Source organism: Serratia sp. B501 (genome assembly GCF_051172315.1).
GTDB classification, from domain to species: domain Bacteria; phylum Pseudomonadota; class Gammaproteobacteria; order Enterobacterales; family Enterobacteriaceae; genus Serratia; species Serratia ureilytica.
The window spans coordinates 258,648-273,545 of the sequence record NZ_JBPIZB010000006.1 but is presented as its reverse complement, the minus strand read 5'-3'; the positions used below and the strand labels follow the sequence as shown (position 1 = coordinate 273,545).

At 59.1% G+C, this 14,898-nt stretch carries 17 protein-coding genes; 10 read left to right on the top strand and 7 right to left on the bottom strand.

Annotated elements, in window-relative coordinates; all coding sequences use genetic code 11:
* The first annotated feature begins 1 nt into the window (after position 1).
* Positions 2 to 466, top strand: a complete 465-nt coding sequence (bcp, locus tag ACSBQV_RS18965) for a thioredoxin-dependent thiol peroxidase (RefSeq protein ID WP_033635500.1) — start codon at positions 2 to 4, stop codon at positions 464 to 466.
* A 43-nt stretch (positions 467 to 509) separates the two neighbouring features.
* On the opposite strand, the gene ACSBQV_RS18960 is transcribed toward bcp, so the two are convergent.
* On the bottom strand, positions 510 to 1,586 hold the full coding sequence (locus ACSBQV_RS18960) for an AI-2E family transporter (RefSeq protein ID WP_033644006.1): 1,077 nt from the start codon (positions 1,584 to 1,586) through the stop codon (positions 510 to 512).
* Positions 1,587 to 2,443: 857 nt separating this feature from the next.
* Between ACSBQV_RS18960 and ACSBQV_RS18955 the strand changes: the two genes are divergently transcribed.
* Entirely contained in the window at positions 2,444 to 2,656 is a 213-nt protein-coding gene (locus ACSBQV_RS18955; RefSeq protein ID WP_033651528.1) for a hypothetical protein, read from the top strand.
* 30 nt (positions 2,657 to 2,686) lie between these two features.
* The gene (locus ACSBQV_RS18950; protein ID WP_033651529.1) at positions 2,687 to 3,139 is read left to right on the top strand and encodes a GNAT family N-acetyltransferase; all 453 of its coding nucleotides are present in this window, start codon (positions 2,687 to 2,689) and stop codon (positions 3,137 to 3,139) included.
* Between the two features lie 2 nt (positions 3,140 to 3,141).
* Here the strand turns inward: ACSBQV_RS18950 and ACSBQV_RS18945 are convergent, their stop codons facing one another.
* Positions 3,142 to 3,759, bottom strand: a complete 618-nt coding sequence (locus ACSBQV_RS18945; RefSeq protein WP_033651530.1) for a LysE family translocator — start codon at positions 3,757 to 3,759, stop codon at positions 3,142 to 3,144.
* 192 nt (positions 3,760 to 3,951) lie between these two features.
* Between ACSBQV_RS18945 and ACSBQV_RS18940 the strand changes: the two genes are divergently transcribed.
* Positions 3,952 to 4,413 (top strand): Lrp/AsnC family transcriptional regulator, encoded by a 462-nt coding sequence (locus ACSBQV_RS18940; RefSeq protein ID WP_021504394.1) that lies wholly within the window; start codon positions 3,952 to 3,954, stop codon positions 4,411 to 4,413.
* Between the two features lie 34 nt (positions 4,414 to 4,447).
* On the opposite strand, the gene ACSBQV_RS18935 is transcribed toward ACSBQV_RS18940, so the two are convergent.
* Together ACSBQV_RS18935 and ACSBQV_RS18930 are read right to left on the bottom strand one after the other, a co-directional pair.
* Complete coding sequence (locus ACSBQV_RS18935) at positions 4,448 to 5,656, bottom strand: NAD(P)/FAD-dependent oxidoreductase (RefSeq protein WP_042785178.1); 1,209 nt, start codon at positions 5,654 to 5,656, stop codon at positions 4,448 to 4,450.
* 160 nt (positions 5,657 to 5,816) lie between these two features.
* The gene (locus ACSBQV_RS18930; RefSeq protein ID WP_033644016.1) at positions 5,817 to 6,356 is read right to left on the bottom strand and encodes an RrF2 family transcriptional regulator; all 540 of its coding nucleotides are present in this window, start codon (positions 6,354 to 6,356) and stop codon (positions 5,817 to 5,819) included.
* Between the two features lie 340 nt (positions 6,357 to 6,696).
* On the opposite strand from ACSBQV_RS18930, the gene ACSBQV_RS18925 reads away from it, so the two are divergent.
* Both ACSBQV_RS18925 and arsC read left to right on the top strand, forming a co-directional pair.
* Positions 6,697 to 8,166: a beta-barrel assembly-enhancing protease gene (locus ACSBQV_RS18925; protein ID WP_033651532.1), complete on the top strand. Its 1,470-nt coding sequence runs from the start codon at positions 6,697 to 6,699 to the stop codon at positions 8,164 to 8,166.
* A gap of 20 nt (positions 8,167 to 8,186) precedes the next feature.
* On the top strand, positions 8,187 to 8,540 hold the full coding sequence (gene arsC, locus ACSBQV_RS18920) for an arsenate reductase (glutaredoxin) (RefSeq protein ID WP_033644018.1): 354 nt from the start codon (positions 8,187 to 8,189) through the stop codon (positions 8,538 to 8,540).
* A gap of 48 nt (positions 8,541 to 8,588) precedes the next feature.
* Here the strand turns inward: arsC and hda are convergent, their stop codons facing one another.
* The gene (hda, locus tag ACSBQV_RS18915; protein ID WP_025159568.1) at positions 8,589 to 9,290 is read right to left on the bottom strand and encodes a DnaA inactivator Hda; all 702 of its coding nucleotides are present in this window, start codon (positions 9,288 to 9,290) and stop codon (positions 8,589 to 8,591) included.
* A gap of 272 nt (positions 9,291 to 9,562) precedes the next feature.
* Here hda and ACSBQV_RS18910 point away from each other — a divergent pair, with 272 nt between their 5' ends.
* Both ACSBQV_RS18910 and ACSBQV_RS18905 read left to right on the top strand, forming a co-directional pair.
* Positions 9,563 to 10,078 carry a hypothetical protein gene (locus ACSBQV_RS18910; protein WP_016926729.1) on the top strand — a complete coding sequence of 172 codons (516 nt, stop codon included), beginning with the start codon at positions 9,563 to 9,565 and terminating at the stop codon, positions 10,076 to 10,078.
* Positions 10,079 to 10,111: 33 nt separating this feature from the next.
* Positions 10,112 to 10,360, top strand: a complete 249-nt coding sequence (locus tag ACSBQV_RS18905; RefSeq protein ID WP_016926728.1) for a GlsB/YeaQ/YmgE family stress response membrane protein — start codon at positions 10,112 to 10,114, stop codon at positions 10,358 to 10,360.
* Between the two features lie 47 nt (positions 10,361 to 10,407).
* Here the strand turns inward: ACSBQV_RS18905 and uraA are convergent, their stop codons facing one another.
* Together uraA and upp are read right to left on the bottom strand one after the other, a co-directional pair.
* Complete coding sequence (gene uraA, locus ACSBQV_RS18900; RefSeq protein WP_033651534.1) at positions 10,408 to 11,697, bottom strand: uracil permease; 1,290 nt, start codon at positions 11,695 to 11,697, stop codon at positions 10,408 to 10,410.
* Positions 11,698 to 11,773: 76 nt separating this feature from the next.
* Positions 11,774 to 12,400, bottom strand: coding sequence for a uracil phosphoribosyltransferase (gene upp, locus ACSBQV_RS18895; protein ID WP_004941642.1), 627 nt, complete (start codon positions 12,398 to 12,400; stop codon positions 11,774 to 11,776).
* 255 nt (positions 12,401 to 12,655) lie between these two features.
* Here upp and purM point away from each other — a divergent pair, with 255 nt between their 5' ends.
* Together purM and purN are read left to right on the top strand one after the other, a co-directional pair.
* Positions 12,656 to 13,693 carry a phosphoribosylformylglycinamidine cyclo-ligase gene (gene purM / locus ACSBQV_RS18890; protein WP_025303843.1) on the top strand — a complete coding sequence of 346 codons (1,038 nt, stop codon included), beginning with the start codon at positions 12,656 to 12,658 and terminating at the stop codon, positions 13,691 to 13,693.
* The gene (gene purN / locus ACSBQV_RS18885; RefSeq protein ID WP_033644022.1) at positions 13,693 to 14,331 is read left to right on the top strand and encodes a phosphoribosylglycinamide formyltransferase; all 639 of its coding nucleotides are present in this window, start codon (positions 13,693 to 13,695) and stop codon (positions 14,329 to 14,331) included. Before purM ends, purN begins: the two co-directional genes overlap by 1 nt.
* The last annotated feature ends 567 nt before the right edge of the window (positions 14,332 to 14,898 follow it).

Below are 14,898 nucleotides of genomic sequence, written 5' to 3'. Positions count from 1 at the left end.
GATGAGCCCATTGAAAGCCGGTGACACAGCGCCGAAATTTAGTTTGCCTGACCAGGACGGTGAGGAAATTAATTTGGCCGACTTCCAGGGACAGCGAGTATTGGTTTATTTCTATCCGAAGGCGATGACGCCGGGCTGCACCGTGCAAGCCTGCGGCCTGCGGGACAACATGGACGAATTGAAAAAGGCCGGCGTCGAAGTGCTGGGCATCAGCACCGACAAACCGGAAAAACTGTCGCGCTTCGCCGAAAAGGAGCTGCTCAACTTCACGCTGTTGTCTGATGAAGACCATCAGGTATCGCAACAGTTTGGCGTGTGGGGCGAGAAAACCTTCATGGGCAAGACCTATGACGGCATTCACCGCATCAGCTTCCTGATCGACGCCAAAGGCAAGATTGAAAAAGTGTTTGATGATTTCAAAACCACCAATCACCACGACATCGTTCTGAACTACCTGCAGCAGTAATTCTCACGAAGCGCAGCGGCCTGCTGCGCTTCGTTTCCCTCCGTCAGCCGGCCTTGTCTTCCACCTCGACCCGCAGTTCATCCGGCCAGGCGTGAATCACCGCCTTCACCAGCGTCGCCAGCGGTATGGCGAAAAACACGCCCCAGAAGCCCCACATTCCGCCGAACACGATCACCGACAGGATAATCACCAGCGGATGCAGGTTGACCGCCTCGGAGAACAGGATCGGCACCAGCAGGTTGCCGTCCAGCCCCTGCACCACCAGATAGGCGACGATCAGCGTCCAGAAATCGGCGCCGACGCCCCACTGGAACAGCGCTACCACCACCACCGGTATGGTGACCAGCACCGCGCCGATATAGGGGATCAGCACCGAAAAACCCACTAGCACCGCCAGCAGCAGCGAGTAGCGCATGTCCAGCACGGCGAACACCAGGTAGGTCGCCACGCCGACAATCACCATCTCCAGCACCTTGCCGCGAATATAGTTGGTGATCTGCTGATTCATCTCGTTCCAGACCTGCCCCGCCAGACCGCGATTGCGCGGCAACACGCGGCGCACCGCGTTCAGCAGCTGCTCTTTGTCTTTCAACAGGAAGAACATCATCATCGGCACCAGGATCAGGTAGATAGCCAGCGTCAACAGGCCGACCAGCGACGCCAGCGAGAATTTCACCACCGACTCGCCCATGCCGGACAGCCGGCTGCGCAGATTTTCCGCCATCATGTCGATGATGCCGGCATCCACCAGCGCCGGATAACGCTTCGGCAGCGTCGCGGCAAAGTTATAGAACTGGTTGAGCATGCCCGGCAGATCGCTCATCAGATTGATGCCCTGCTGCCAGGCGGTCGGCGCGACGACGAACACCAGCAGCATGGCGACGCCCGCGAACACCAGCAGCATGATGCTCGCCGCCCAGGTGCGCGAACAGCCGATGCGCTGCAGGCGCGCGGTCGGCCACTCCAGCAGATACGCCAGCACGATGGCGACCAGCAGCGGGGTCAGAATGCCGTGCAGAAAATAGAGAATGAGGAAGCCGGCGACCAGGATCACCAGCAACGCGATAGCCTGTGGATCGGTGAAACGGCGGCGGTACCACTGTAATAGCATCTCCAGCATCAGAGCGGGCTCCTCGGGATTTGACGGGCGGGCATGGCGATTCCTGTGATGGGCCTGATTAAAGCATAGATAGAACGGCGCACGTGGGGGTGTGCAAAGCACTCAGAGTACTCAAAGTTCGCCATACATCAACAGCGATTTGGCTGAATTTATCGCGCCGGTGGGCGATCGGCGCAAAAATCCGCAGACGCCGCGTCAGAGTCGGTGAACGGCCCCGGGCGGGGCCGCAGAAGATTACAGCGAGGCACTGATGGAGAGCGGCGAACCGACCGCCAATGCGAACAACAACACACAGCCGATGGCGATCGCCGCCGCCAGATCATTTTTCATTGTCCTGTCCCTTGATGCGTAAACCGATTATCGCCACGAACTCTGTCGGTTCTTTACGTTGAAGGCCTCTGCCGATGCACACCATTAAAAACCCCCGCCTAAGCGGGGGGAGAAAACGTTCTGGTGCATCAAGTATTACAAGGAGGTCATGAGGGATTGCTAACCCTAAATGACTATTTCAAGCTAGGATTATTCCCAGAGCATGGCAAGCGATCGCGTCGAGGTTCTCCGCACTTTGAGAAAAACCTCATAAAAAAATCCCGCACGGCAGCGGGATGAAGGGATGATAACGTCATAAATTTTTTATGCGGACAATGAGGCGGTATTGTCGTCATTTGGCGACAATACCGCGCCGCTCAGGCGGTCTCAAGGGAAATCTGACCGCCGTAAGGAAATCAGAATTTCGCCAACGCACGCGATCGTGAGCCATTCTGCAGCAACGAAAAGAAATGGGATTTTCGTCAGACCGCCGCCGTGTAAAAACCGGTAACATGGTCGTCATAATCCCAAATGCCGTCGGGGGAGAGATGAACAACAAGCCATTTGAATTTGATGAGGCAATCTGCCAGGCAATTGGGCGCGGCGTGTGCGAAGTCGTGAAAATAGGGGATGAAATCAGCGTCTTCTCTCTGCTGGAAGCTATCGAGAGCTTCATCGAGCGGCAGGCGCTCAGCGAAAGTGAAGTCGCGGCGGCGGACGACGCGCTGGATTTGATCAGCGGATTGGTCCACCGCCAGTAGCGATGCGTTAACGAAAAGAAAAGGAATAGCATGACCATACCTTCCCCACTTGTCTGGCAGCGTGCGGACTATCTCGTCAGCACCGATCCCGCCCTGCTGGATCTCGATGCCATCCATGCTTTTCTGACCCGTTCCTCATGGGCGGAGGGAATCGATAAAGAAACCGTCCGCCAGTCCCTCACCCACAGCCTATGCTTCGGTTTATATCACGAGGCCAGGCAGATTGGTTTCGCCCGGCTGGTCACCGATTACGCCACTTTCGGCTATCTGTGCGACGTGTACGTGCTGGAGACGCATCAAAAAAGCGGGCTGGGTCTGTGGCTGGCGGAATGCTGCCAGGCTCATCCGCTGATGGCGAAGCTGAGGCGAATCATGCTGGTCACCAGCACCGCCCCCTGGCTCTATGAGAAAGTGGGCTATTCGGCCATCAACCACCCCGACTTTGTCTGGCAGATCGCCCGGCCGGACATCTACCGACGGTAATGCTATTTCAGCGCCTGCTCGGCCAGCAGCCCGAGCGCGATGACGATCATCGCCGCACCGGAGATGCGCCCCACCCCCTTCGCTGCCTGCGGGCGCGTGCGCAGCACGGACTGTGAACCGAATCCCACCAGCAGATACACCAGGCCGCAGCTGATCAAATGCACGGCGCCCAACGCCAGCATCTGCATCGGCACCGACCACTCGGCCCGGGCGTCGGTAAACTGCGGCAACAGCGCCAGAAACAGCAGAAACACCTTGGGGTTCAGGCCGCTGACGCACACGCCCTTGCCGGCCCAGCGCAGCCAGGAATCGGAACGCTGATCCTCACCGGCGCCCGGCACCGGCGGATGCAGCAGCATATTGAAACCGATCCACAGCAGGTAAGCCGCCCCCAGCAAGGTGAGCGCCGTCAGCGCCAGCGGATTGCCGACCAGCAACGCGCCAACGCCCGCCACCACGATCGCAATCATCAGCAGGTGGCCGAACAACAAACCGGCGACGGCGGGCACCACCACCCGGCCGCGAATGCCCGCCGAGATCACATAAGCCCAATCCATACCCGGCGTGATCACCAACAGAATCGACACCGCCCAAAAAGCGGCGAACAGAGCGAGCGTCATGCCGGCGCCCTCTCAAACGCACAGCGCCGCACCGAACAGAGAACCATCGCGTTTTCCTCGTAGAATAAGCACGGCCCCCGCCTGGCGGCGGCCGTCAAAACCGTTCAACAGATGGCAAGAATATCCTCAAGGCGTTAAAATGTGCTTTCAATTACTTGCCTGAAATCAGCATAAGCGGGGAAATTTTTCCAAATGGACAAGATTGATCGCAAAATTCTTGCGGAACTGCAAACCGACGGGCGTTTGTCGGTGACCGAGCTGGCCGAGCGGATCGGATTGAGCGTATCCCCCTGCCACCGCCGGGTGCGCGCATTAGAAGAATCCGGGGTGATCAGGGGCTACCGCGCCCAGCTCGATCCCGGCAGCCTGGGCTACAACTTCTCCGCTCTGGTGTTCGTCACCATGCGCGAAGGCGATCGCCGCGCCGTCGAAACCTTCGAAAACGCCATGGTGGACATTCCGCAGGTGGTGCAAGCGCAGCGTTTGTTTGGCGATCCCGACTATCTGCTGCACGTTATCGCCCGCGATCTGCCCGCCTTCCAGCAGCTTTACGACGAGAAGCTCTCCGCCCTGCCGGGCGTGCAGCGCCTGAGCTCCACGCTGGTGATGAAAACCGTGGTGCCGGAACGCTCTTTCCTGCCGCTGGGGAAATGACGACGGGAGCGTTGCCGCTCCCGTTTTTATCTTTTTAAGGCACAATCACGAAATCCGGATTGGCGACGGCGAACAACGCCTCGCGGTCCGCCGCCGGTGGGTAAATCCACTGCGTGTTAATCTCCTGTTTAATCTTTTTGCCTTCCTGACGGGTAAAGCGCACCTGGCGCTGCCAGCCTTCGGTATACAGCGCGCCCCAGGGGCCCAGATCCAGACAGGTCACATACTTCGGCTGGCTATACGGGTGCGTCGGCAACCCGACTAACTCCGCCGCCGCATTGTGACCGGCAACGCGGCCGAGGCTCATCGCATGCTGGCAGGTCATCAGATTGTGGTTACCGAGATCGTCGGTCGCCGCTTTCACCGTATCGCCGGTCACGAAAATGCCCGCCGCCGCCGGCGCGCGCAGGAAGGCATCGCCGATCACTCGGCCATTAGCGTCACGTTCGCCGGGGATTTGCTCGGTCAGCGGATGCGCACGCACGCCTGCCGCCAGGATCACCGTGTTGGCGGCGATGCGCTCACCGTTCGACAGCATCACCCCCTCGGCATCGATAGCCGAAACGCGCAGGCCGGCTCGCGCTTCCACGCCGCACTCCGCCAGCGCCTGGCGAATCACCGCCCCCGGCTCCGCGCCCATTCCTGCGCCCACTTCCGGGGCGCTATCGACGATCACCACGCGCACATTCTCGTTTTGCCCCAGCGCATCGCGCAGCCGCTGCGGCATCTCCGCGGCGCTCTCCAGCCCGGTCAGCCCCGCTCCCACCACCACGGCAGTGTTGCGCGCCGGCGTTGACGGTTTGGCCGCCAGCGCTTTGATATGAGCGCCCAAGCGCTGTGCGCTTTCCAGCGTATCGACGTTGAAACCGTATTCGGCAAAGCCCGGCACCGCAGGCACGGAAAGCCGACTGCCGGTGGCCCACACCAAACGATCGTAGGCCAACTCAAGGGGTTCCCCCACCGCCGGCGCCACCCTGAGCGTTTTGGCGGCGGCATCGATACGTTCCACCGTCCCGGCCAGGTGCCGCGCACCGACGGCGGTGAGCTGCGCGGAAATGTCGGGGTTCATGTTTTCCAGCACCGCTTCATACAGGCGTGGCCGGATGGTGACCGTTGGCGTCGGCGAAACCATCAGCACCTCGATGTCGTCATGCTTACCGGCAAGGGTAATGGCGCGCATGGCGGACACGGCGGCCCAAAAACCGGCAAAACCGGAACCGGCAATCACTATTTTCTGCGTCATGGGATGACTCCTTCATACAGGGTTGACCGGGCGACGAGGCTGCCCGCAGTTTTTTCGGATGAACGGCGCCGTTCCGCTCCCGTCGCAGGGTGCAGAAGGACCGCCCGCCCCTTCCGAAGAGGCGGGAAAAAATGTGTTTTGTTTTAAGGAAAGGCGGAGTTTAGGTCTTGGCGCGAGCCGTTTTGCCGCTGCGCGCGGTGCGTTCCGTCATGCGCTCGTCGAGCCAGATGTTGACCTCGCCGAAGAAGCCCTGTGGCGCCTTGCGGCCAAAACGGGCAGCGACGTCGCCGAGGGTCTGCGCCGCCAGCGCATCGCGCATCGCCTTCTCCGCCTGCAGCATCACCGCATGGATAGCGCATTTGCCGGAGACCGCCCATTCCGGCGGGGAATCATCGAACACCGCACAGCGCCCGCGCACCTCCTGGCAATCGAACAGCGGCTTGTGCCCCTCGATGGCGTCGATAATCTCCAGAAAGCTGATCTCTTTCGCCGGACGGGCCAGCCGGTAACCGCCTCGCACCCCTTCACTGGCGGCGACGATGCCCGCCTTTTCCAGCTTGGGGAAAATCTTGGCCAGAAAGCTGGGGGAGATCCCTTGCAGTTCGGCGAGTTCGCGGCTGCTGAGCGCGCGCTGGTTATCGCCGACCAGCCACAGCAGGCAGTGGATACCATATTCAACGCTGGTTGTGATGTACGCCATATGTCCGTTTTTGACCGTCAGTAAACCTTCAATAACGCAGACTATATGAGTCTGCGTTTATCTTGTCAATAAAACACAGACTAATTTTATCCGCGTTTTATTGAAGTTCCGTCTCGCTCCCGATGGAGAAAACGCCCTTCGAAATGAAAAATAAAACTTTTTTGCCCTATTCGCCCCCGGCTAACGTTTCCTTGTCGCCTGCCGCTGACTATGATGTGATGATTGCCGTCGCGGCGGTTTGTGATCCGCCGCACTTTCACGCGGATCGCGCCGTGGGAATAAAGAACTCTTGTCTGCTGCTGACGTCTTAGAAATGATTATTTAAGGGAAACGCCTGACTATGACCAACCGGTTGACCAAAACCGCGTTAGCGGTGCTGTTGCTCGGCACGTTGAACGCCACCGCCCTGGCGCCAGCACAGGCGGAAAGCCAGGACCAGTTGCCGGATATGGGCACCTCCGCTGGCGGCACCCTGAGCATCGGACAAGAGCTGGCAATGGGCGACTTCTACGTGCGCCAACTGCGCGCCAGCGCCCCGCTGATCAACGATCCGCTGCTGAGTCAATACATCAACCAACTGGGCAACCGGCTGGTGGCCAGCGCCTATTCGGTGCGCACGCCGTTCCATTTCTATCTGGTGCGCAACGACGAAATCAACGCCTTCGCCTTCTTCGGCGGCAACGTGGTGCTGCATTCCGCCCTGTTCCGCGTCAGCGACAACGAAAGCCAGCTGGCCTCGGTGCTGGCGCACGAAATCTCGCACGTCACCCAGCGCCACCTGGCGCGCGCAATGGAAGATCAGCAACGCAATGCCCCGTTGACCTGGGTGGGCGCGCTTGGTTCCATCCTGCTGGCGATGGCCAACCCGACCATGGGCATGGCGGCACTGAGCGGCACCATGGCCGGCACCCAGCAGGGCATGATCAGCTTTACCCAATCGAACGAACAGGAAGCCGATCGCATCGGCATTCAGGTGCTGCAGCGCGCCGGTTTCGATCCGGAAGCGATGCCCGACTTCCTGCAGAAACTCTCGGATCAGTCGCGTTACGCCTCCAAGCCGCCGGAAATGCTGCTGACGCACCCGCTGCCGGACAGCCGTCTCTCCGACGCGCGCAACCGCGCCAACCAGATGCAGAAACACATCGTGCAGTCTTCGCAGGATTACCTGATGGCCAAGGTGCGCGCACTGGGCATGTACAGCTCGGAAGGCTATGGCCTGAACGAAGAGCTGCTCGGCTCGCTCAGCAAGGGGAACGTGCGCGAACAGGCGGCCGCCAAATACGGCCGCGCCATCCTGTTCTATGAAGCGAAAAAATACGACGACGCGCGCAACATCATTCAACCGATGCTGGCGCAGGATGCGAAAAACGTCTGGCTGATTGACCTGATGACCGATATCGATCTCGGCCAGAAACGCGCGCCGCAGGCCATCGCCCGCCTGCAGGCGGCCAACGCCGCCCAGAACAACAACCCGGTGCTGCAGCTCAACCTGGCCAACGCCTATGTCGAAGGCAACCAGCCGGCGCAGGCGTCGAAGATCCTGAACCGCTACACCTTTGCCCATCCGGACGATCCGAACGGCTGGGATCTGCTGGCGCAGGCCAGCGCCGCTCAGGGGCTGCGCGATGAAGAGCTGTCGGCCCGCGCCGAAAGCCTGGCGCTGAACGGCCGGCTCGATCAGGCTATCGGCCTGCTCAGCAATGCCAGCTCGCTGCAGAAACTCGGCAGCCTGAAACAGGCGCGCTACGATGCGCGCATCGACCAGCTGCGCCAACTGCAACAGCGCTTCCGCCAATACCAGCGCAGCTGATTCAACAAGGAATGAACGCCATGAAAAACGTCACGATTTACCACAACCCGCGCTGCTCCAAGAGCCGTGAAACCCTGGCGCTGCTGGAACAGCACGGCGTCGATCCCAAGGTGGTGCTGTACCTCGAAACGCCCCCTACGGTCGATGAGCTGAAAAAGCTGTTGAAGGAACTGGGCTTCACATCCGCGCGCGAGCTGATGCGCAAAAAAGAAGATCTGTACAAGGAATTGAAGCTGGCGGACGAAAGCCTGAGCGAAGAGCAGCTGCTGGCGGCAATGACGGCGAACCCGAAACTGATCGAACGCCCGATCGTGGTGAAAGGCAGCAAGGCGCGCATCGGCCGGCCGCCGGAGCAGGTGCTGGAGATTTTGTAAATTCGAATTCGGGCGCGGACTATTGCGCCCTTTCTTTTACGGTAGCGGCTACAGCCCCAGGATCTCTTTAACGAACGGGATGGTGAGCTTGCGTTGGGCGGTGATCGAGGCGCGATCGAGCTGATCGAGAGTCATAAACAGCGTGCGCATCTCGCGATCCAGTCGTTTCAGCAGGAAGCGGCCCACGTCTTCCGGCAGCTCGAAGCCGCGCAGTTTGCCGCGCAGCTGCAGCGCCAGCAGCTTCTCTTCGTCCGACAGCGGCTGCAGCTTGTAGATCTGCCCCCAGTCCAGACGCGAAGCCAGATCCGGCAAACGCAGGTTCAGCTGACGCGGCGGGCGATCCCCGGTGATGAACAAACGGGTGCGGCCGGTTTCCAGGATGCGGTTGTAAAGGTTGAAGATCGCCATCTCCCACTCTTCGTCGCCGGCGATGCATTCGATATTATCGATGCAGACCAGCGCCAGCTGCTCCATGCCGTCCAACACTTCAGGCACGAAGTAGGCGCGCTTGTCGAGCGGCACATAGCCCACCGCTTCGCCTTTCTGCGAAAGCTCGGCGCAGGCCGCATGCAGCAGATGGCTGCGCCCGCCGCCTTCACGCGACCAGAAATAGATATAGCTGCCATGTTCCTGACGGACGGCGGATTGGATCGCGGCTAATAGGGATGGGTTCTCGCCCGGATAAAAACTGGCGAAAGTTTCATCATCGGGAAGATAAAGTGGCAGTGAAAGCTGTGCCGGCGTATTCAGAGAAGCACCTCAACCAAAACTGGCAGAAAAACGTGGGCAGTTTAACACAGAAAACGGGCGCTGTTGAACCGGCAGGATCTTATGCCGCAATAGTGAACAATGCCTAAGCGCTGCTTGATCGGCGGCGGCACCCGCCGAGGCAAGAATTATCCGATATAATTCCCTAACTCCATGCCTGCGCAGGTTAAATTTGTAATTTAAGTAAAATCTGACCTAGTATAGGTAGGCTAAATGCAATCACCATCAACAAGGTTTCTGCAAGGATATAGACGATGAAAGTATGGAATAAAGTGCTGTTGGCCTCCTTTATCGGGTTGTTGGTTGCCGGCTGTGATGACTCCTCCAAGGTTGACGCCAACCTGGATAAAGCCAAAGACAGCGCCGAGCAGATGAAAGACGCCGCCCAGAAAAAAGCGGACGATCTGACGGACAAAGCGAAAGCGACGGCGGATGAAATCAAAAAAGAGGCCGCCACTCAGGCGGATCAGCTGAAAGACAAAGCTTCGGCGATTAAAGAAGACGCCGCCAAGCAGGCGGACGCCATCACCAACGACGCCAAGGCCAAAGCCGCCGCGATCAAAGACGACGCAGGCAAACAGAGCCAGCAGTTGGTGGATCAGGCCAAGGCCATCAAAAACGACGCCATCAACGGCGCCAACGATCTGACCGAGCAGGCCAAGGCGAAGACCGAAGCCATCAAGAACAGCGCCGAAAACAAAGCGCAAGAGTTGAAACAAGAGACCGATGCGGCGGTGAACGGCAATACTCAGCCGGCCACCCAGCAGTAAGCTATTCTCAGCCACCAAAGAAAGGAGCAGTAAATGGGGATTATTTCCTGGATTATCTTCGGCCTGATCGCCGGTATTTTGGCTAAGTGGATCATGCCCGGCAAAGACGGCGGCGGCTTTATTCTGACCGTCGTGCTGGGGATCATCGGCGCCGTGGTCGGCGGCTATATCAGCACCTTCTTCGGCTACGGCAAGGTTGACGGCTTCAACTTCGGCAGCTTCGTGGTGGCGGTTATCGGCGCCATCGTGGTGCTGTTCGTGTACCGCAAAATTCGCAGCTAAGGCGAATGCCATCAGTCAAAAGGGCAGCCCCTGGGCTGCCCTTTTCGTTACTTCTGCTCCGCCGATTCGTCCGGCGCGTCAAGCACCTCTTCTTCCTTGCGGAACAGGCTGATGACCTTGAACAGCAGGCTCAGGCCGATCCCCACGATGGTCGCCAGCGCCATGCCTTTCAGCTCCGCCGCACCGATGTGCACCTTGGCGCCGCTCACGCCGATGATCAGGATCACCGAGGTCAAAATCAGGTTCTGCGCTTTGTTGTAATCCACTTTGGATTCGATCAGCACGCGAATGCCCGAAGCACCGATCACACCGTACAGCAGCAGCGAAACGCCGCCCATCACCGGCACCGGCACCGCCTGGATCGCCGCCGCCAGCTTACCGATGCAGGACAACAGGATCGCCAGCACCGCCGCGCCGCCGATCACCCAGGTGCTGTAGACCTTGGTGATGGCCATCACGCCGATGTTCTCGCCGTAGGTGGTGTTCGGCGTGGAGCCGAAGAAGCCGGAGAATACCGTCGAGATGCCGTTGGCGAACATCGAGCGGTGCAGGCCAGGATCGCGGATCAGGTCTTTTTTCACGATGTTGGCGGTCACCACCAGGTGGCCGACGTGCTCGGCGATCACCACCAGCGCCGCCGGCAGAATGGTGAAGATGGCGAACCACTCAAAGCGCGGGGTGTAGAAGGTCGGCAGCGCGAACCAGTGCGCCTCGCGGATCGGGGTCAAATCCACCACGCCCATGAAGAACGACAGCGCATAGCCCACCAGCACGCCGATCAGGATCGGGATAATCGCCAGGAAGCCGCGGAACAGTACTGAACCGAGCACCGTGACCGCCAGCGTCACCAGCGAAATGGTGATGGTGGTCGAGTCGGCGCTGGCGCCTTCCGCCGGCAGCAGCCCCGCCATATTGGCCGCCACGCCCGCCAACTCCAGGCCGATGACGGCGACGATCGCCCCCATCGCCGCCGGCGGGAACATGACGTCCAGCCAGCCGGTGCCGGCCTTTTTCACGATCAGCGCCACCAGGCAGAACAGCACGCCGCACATGATGAAACCGCCCAACGCCACTTCGTAACCGAGCGGCAACAGCAGCAGCACCGGCGAGATAAACGCGAAGCTGGAACCGAGGTAGGCCGGGATCTTGCCTTTACAGATGAACAGATACAGCAGCGTGCCGATGCCGTTGAACAACAGCACGGTCGCCGGGTTGATCTTGAACAGGATAGGCACCAGCACGGTGGCGCCAAACATGGCGAACAGGTGCTGGAAGCTGAGCGGAATGGTCTGGAGCAGCGGCGGGCGCTCGCTGACGCCGATGGCGCGACGGGTCATGTGTGCTTTTCCTCGGTTTATTGGTTTTATAGGTTTTAGTCAAAAAAAAGCCGACTCGTTAAGTCGGCTCAAATGTTTACTTAGTACCAAATATCTTGTCGCCCGCATCGCCCAGGCCAGGCACGATGTAGCCCTTGTCGTTCAGACACTGATCGATGGAGGCAGTGTACAGCTCAACGTCCGGATGCGCTTTCTCCAGCGCGGCGATGCCTTCCGGCGCCGCCACCAGGACCAGTACCTTGATGCTGTGGCAGCCGGCTTTCTTCAGCAGATCGATAGTGGCGATCATCGAACCGCCGGTGGCCAGCATCGGGTCGACGACCAGCGCCATGCGCTCTTCGATGTTGGAAACCAGCTTCTGGAAGTACGGCACCGGCTCCAGGGTTTCTTCGTCGCGGTATACGCCCACTACACTGATGCGCGCGCTCGGCACGTGCTCCAGCACACCTTCCATCATGCCCAGGCCTGCGCGCAGGATTGGCACTACGGTAATCTTTTTCCCTTTGATCTGATCCACTTCAACTGGCCCGCACCAGCCTTCGATGGTGACTTTTTCCGTCTCCAGATCGGCGGTCGCTTCATAGGTCAGTAAACTACCCACTTCTGAGGCCAGCTCACGGAAGCGTTTGGTGCTGATGTCATTTTCGCGCATCAGGCCAAGCTTGTGTTTTACCAGCGGGTGTTTCACCTCAACGATCTTCATCATTTTTCTCCTATTAAGGTGGTTGCGGCCAAAAAAATCGCGGGATTATACCTCCTTTTTTTCGCCGCGCCACCCACAATAGCCCGATCGGGATCAACAAAAGTTTGAATATCAGTATAGATGACGAAAAAGCGGAGCCGGTTCACAAGCCGCTCGCAAACGTTTGCCTGCGCTGTTAGAATTGCCGCGCCTTATTCCGGAATCAACATCGGAAGCACAGTTTTCAAACCGCAAATCGTCGTGGGGAATCGCGCAGTGACCGACAAAACCTCTCTCAGCTATAAAGACGCAGGTGTCGATATCGATGCAGGCAACGCATTGGTAGATCGCATCAAAGGTGTAGTTAAACAGACCCGTCGCCCGGAAGTGATGGGCGGTCTGGGCGGGTTTGGCGCCCTGTGTGCGTTGCCGCAGAAATACCGCGAGCCGGTGCTGGTTTCCGGTACCGACGGCGTGGGCACCAAGCTGCGTCTGGCGATGGATCTGAAACGCCACGACACCATCGGCATCGATCTGGTGGCGATGTGCGTCAACGATCTGGTGGTTCAGGGCGCCGAGCCGCTGTTCTTCCTCGACTACTACGCGACCGGCAAGCTGGATGTGGACACCGCGGCCAGCGTGATCACCGGCATCGCCGAGGGCTGCAAACAGTCCGGCTGTGCGCTGGTGGGCGGCGAAACCGCTGAAATGCCGGGCATGTACCACGGCGAAGACTACGACGTGGCCGGTTTCTGCGTCGGCGTGGTCGAAAAATCCGAGATCATCGACGGCAGCAAAGTGCAGTCCGGCGATGCGCTGATCGCCCTGGGCGCTTCCGGCCCGCACTCCAACGGCTACTCGCTGGTGCGCAAAATCCTGGAAGTGAGCAACACCGATCCGACCGCCACTCAGCTGGAAGGCAAACCGCTGGCCGACCACCTGCTGGCACCGACCAAGATTTACGTGAAGTCCGTGCTGGAGCTGATCGAGAAGGCTGACGTACACGCCATCGCTCACCTCACCGGCGGCGGCTTCTGGGAAAACATTCCACGCGTGCTGCCGGAAGGCATGCAAGCGGTGATCGACGAAGCCAGCTGGCAGTGGCCGGCGGTGTTCACCTGGCTGCAGCAGGCCGGTAACGTCAGCCGTCATGAAATGTATCGCACCTTCAACTGCGGCGTAGGCATGGTCATCGCCCTGCCGGAAGCCGAAGTGGAAGCGGCCATCGCGCTGCTGACCGCGGCAGGTGAAAAAGCGTGGAAAATCGGTAAACTGACCGCCTCTTCCGACGAACAACAAGTGGTCATCAACTGATGAAAAAGATCGTGGTGTTGGTCTCCGGCCAGGGGAGCAATCTCCAGGCGCTGATTGACGCCTGCCAGCAGGGCCGCATCGCCGCCGAAATCGTGGCGGTGTTCAGCAACAAGGCGCAGGCATATGGCCTGCAACGCGCCGAAGCGGCGGGCATCGCCGCCCAGGCGCTGGATGCCAAGGCCTACGCCGATCGCACGGCGTTCGACGCCGCATTGGCGGACGCCATCGACCAGTACCAGCCCGATCTGGTGGTGCTGGCCGGCTACATGCGCATCCTCAGCCCGCAGTTCGTGCAGCGCTATGCCGGCCGCATGCTGAACATTCACCCTTCCCTGCTGCCGAAATACCCGGGGCTGCATACTCACCGTCAGGCCATCGACAACGGCGACAGCGAACACGGCACCTCGGTGCACTTCGTGACCGAACAGCTCGACGGCGGCCCGGTGATTTTACAAGCCAAGGTGCCGATTTTCGCTGACGACGAGGAGGATGACGTGGTTGAACGGGTGCAAACCCAGGAACACACGATCTATCCACTGGTGGTGAGCTGGTTCGTTGACGGCCGCCTGGCGATGCGCGACGGCGCCGCCTGGCTGGACGGCGAACGCCTACCGGCGCAGGGCCACGCCGCCGACTGATGCGCGCAGCCTGAACCTTGCCTAAACGGCGCCCACGCGGCGCCGTTTTTTTTCGCTGCCCGCCGCGATGGTTCCAAAAGGCTCGCTGCGCCGTGGCCAAACTGCCCGCTTTAGGGCCAACCCCGTCGTGAGCGCGTCCCAGTATGTCGCATCAATGCCCCGCCCGGAACGGAACGCATCACGGACGCCAAGCCAACTGTGGTTCCGCGCGCAATAATCCTTGTCAAAAAATAAAACCATTATAATACTTTCTACCCTAAACAATATTGGGTGAAATTTTTCAAAAAAGAATATATTTATCCCTTATACATAGTTTTAAATTAAATAAATTAACGTCAACCCCATGATTATTGTGAGCTTCGTTGCAATAACAGAAAACACCCTTGTCAATTGTAATGATGTGTTGCCGTTCTATTACAAGTATGTAAGAGTGTGTCTAACACGATAACTTAACATTACGTACATAGGATTCCTTTCATATTCGCAAGCGCCAGTCATATATGACGCCTTCAAATGCAAATAATTCAATATGAAAGAATTCAGTATCGCCGCTGCTTATTTTTATAT

What these genes read in the sequence shown, in the direction of transcription:
- ACSBQV_RS18960 (WP_033644006.1), bottom strand. Translation starts at nt 1,586, where the DNA reads ATGCTGGAGATGCTATTACAGTGGTACCGCCGCCGTTTCACCGATCCA.
- arsC (WP_033644018.1), top strand. Translation starts at nt 8,187, where the DNA reads ATGAAAAACGTCACGATTTACCACAACCCGCGCTGCTCCAAGAGCCGT.
- ACSBQV_RS18930 (WP_033644016.1), bottom strand. Translation starts at nt 6,356, where the DNA reads ATGGCGTACATCACAACCAGCGTTGAATATGGTATCCACTGCCTGCTG.
- ACSBQV_RS18925 (WP_033651532.1), top strand. Translation starts at nt 6,697, where the DNA reads ATGACCAACCGGTTGACCAAAACCGCGTTAGCGGTGCTGTTGCTCGGC.
- bcp (WP_033635500.1), top strand. Translation starts at nt 2, where the DNA reads ATGAGCCCATTGAAAGCCGGTGACACAGCGCCGAAATTTAGTTTGCCT.
- uraA (WP_033651534.1), bottom strand. Translation starts at nt 11,697, where the DNA reads ATGACCCGTCGCGCCATCGGCGTCAGCGAGCGCCCGCCGCTGCTCCAG.
- ACSBQV_RS18935 (WP_042785178.1), bottom strand. Translation starts at nt 5,656, where the DNA reads ATGACGCAGAAAATAGTGATTGCCGGTTCCGGTTTTGCCGGTTTTTGG.
- ACSBQV_RS18955 (WP_033651528.1), top strand. Translation starts at nt 2,444, where the DNA reads ATGAACAACAAGCCATTTGAATTTGATGAGGCAATCTGCCAGGCAATT.
- ACSBQV_RS18945 (WP_033651530.1), bottom strand. Translation starts at nt 3,759, where the DNA reads ATGACGCTCGCTCTGTTCGCCGCTTTTTGGGCGGTGTCGATTCTGTTG.
- ACSBQV_RS18940 (WP_021504394.1), top strand. Translation starts at nt 3,952, where the DNA reads ATGGACAAGATTGATCGCAAAATTCTTGCGGAACTGCAAACCGACGGG.
- ACSBQV_RS18905 (WP_016926728.1), top strand. Translation starts at nt 10,112, where the DNA reads ATGGGGATTATTTCCTGGATTATCTTCGGCCTGATCGCCGGTATTTTG.
- ACSBQV_RS18950 (WP_033651529.1), top strand. Translation starts at nt 2,687, where the DNA reads ATGACCATACCTTCCCCACTTGTCTGGCAGCGTGCGGACTATCTCGTC.
- purN (WP_033644022.1), top strand. Translation starts at nt 13,693, where the DNA reads ATGAAAAAGATCGTGGTGTTGGTCTCCGGCCAGGGGAGCAATCTCCAG.
- upp (WP_004941642.1), bottom strand. Translation starts at nt 12,400, where the DNA reads ATGAAGATCGTTGAGGTGAAACACCCGCTGGTAAAACACAAGCTTGGC.
- ACSBQV_RS18910 (WP_016926729.1), top strand. Translation starts at nt 9,563, where the DNA reads ATGAAAGTATGGAATAAAGTGCTGTTGGCCTCCTTTATCGGGTTGTTG.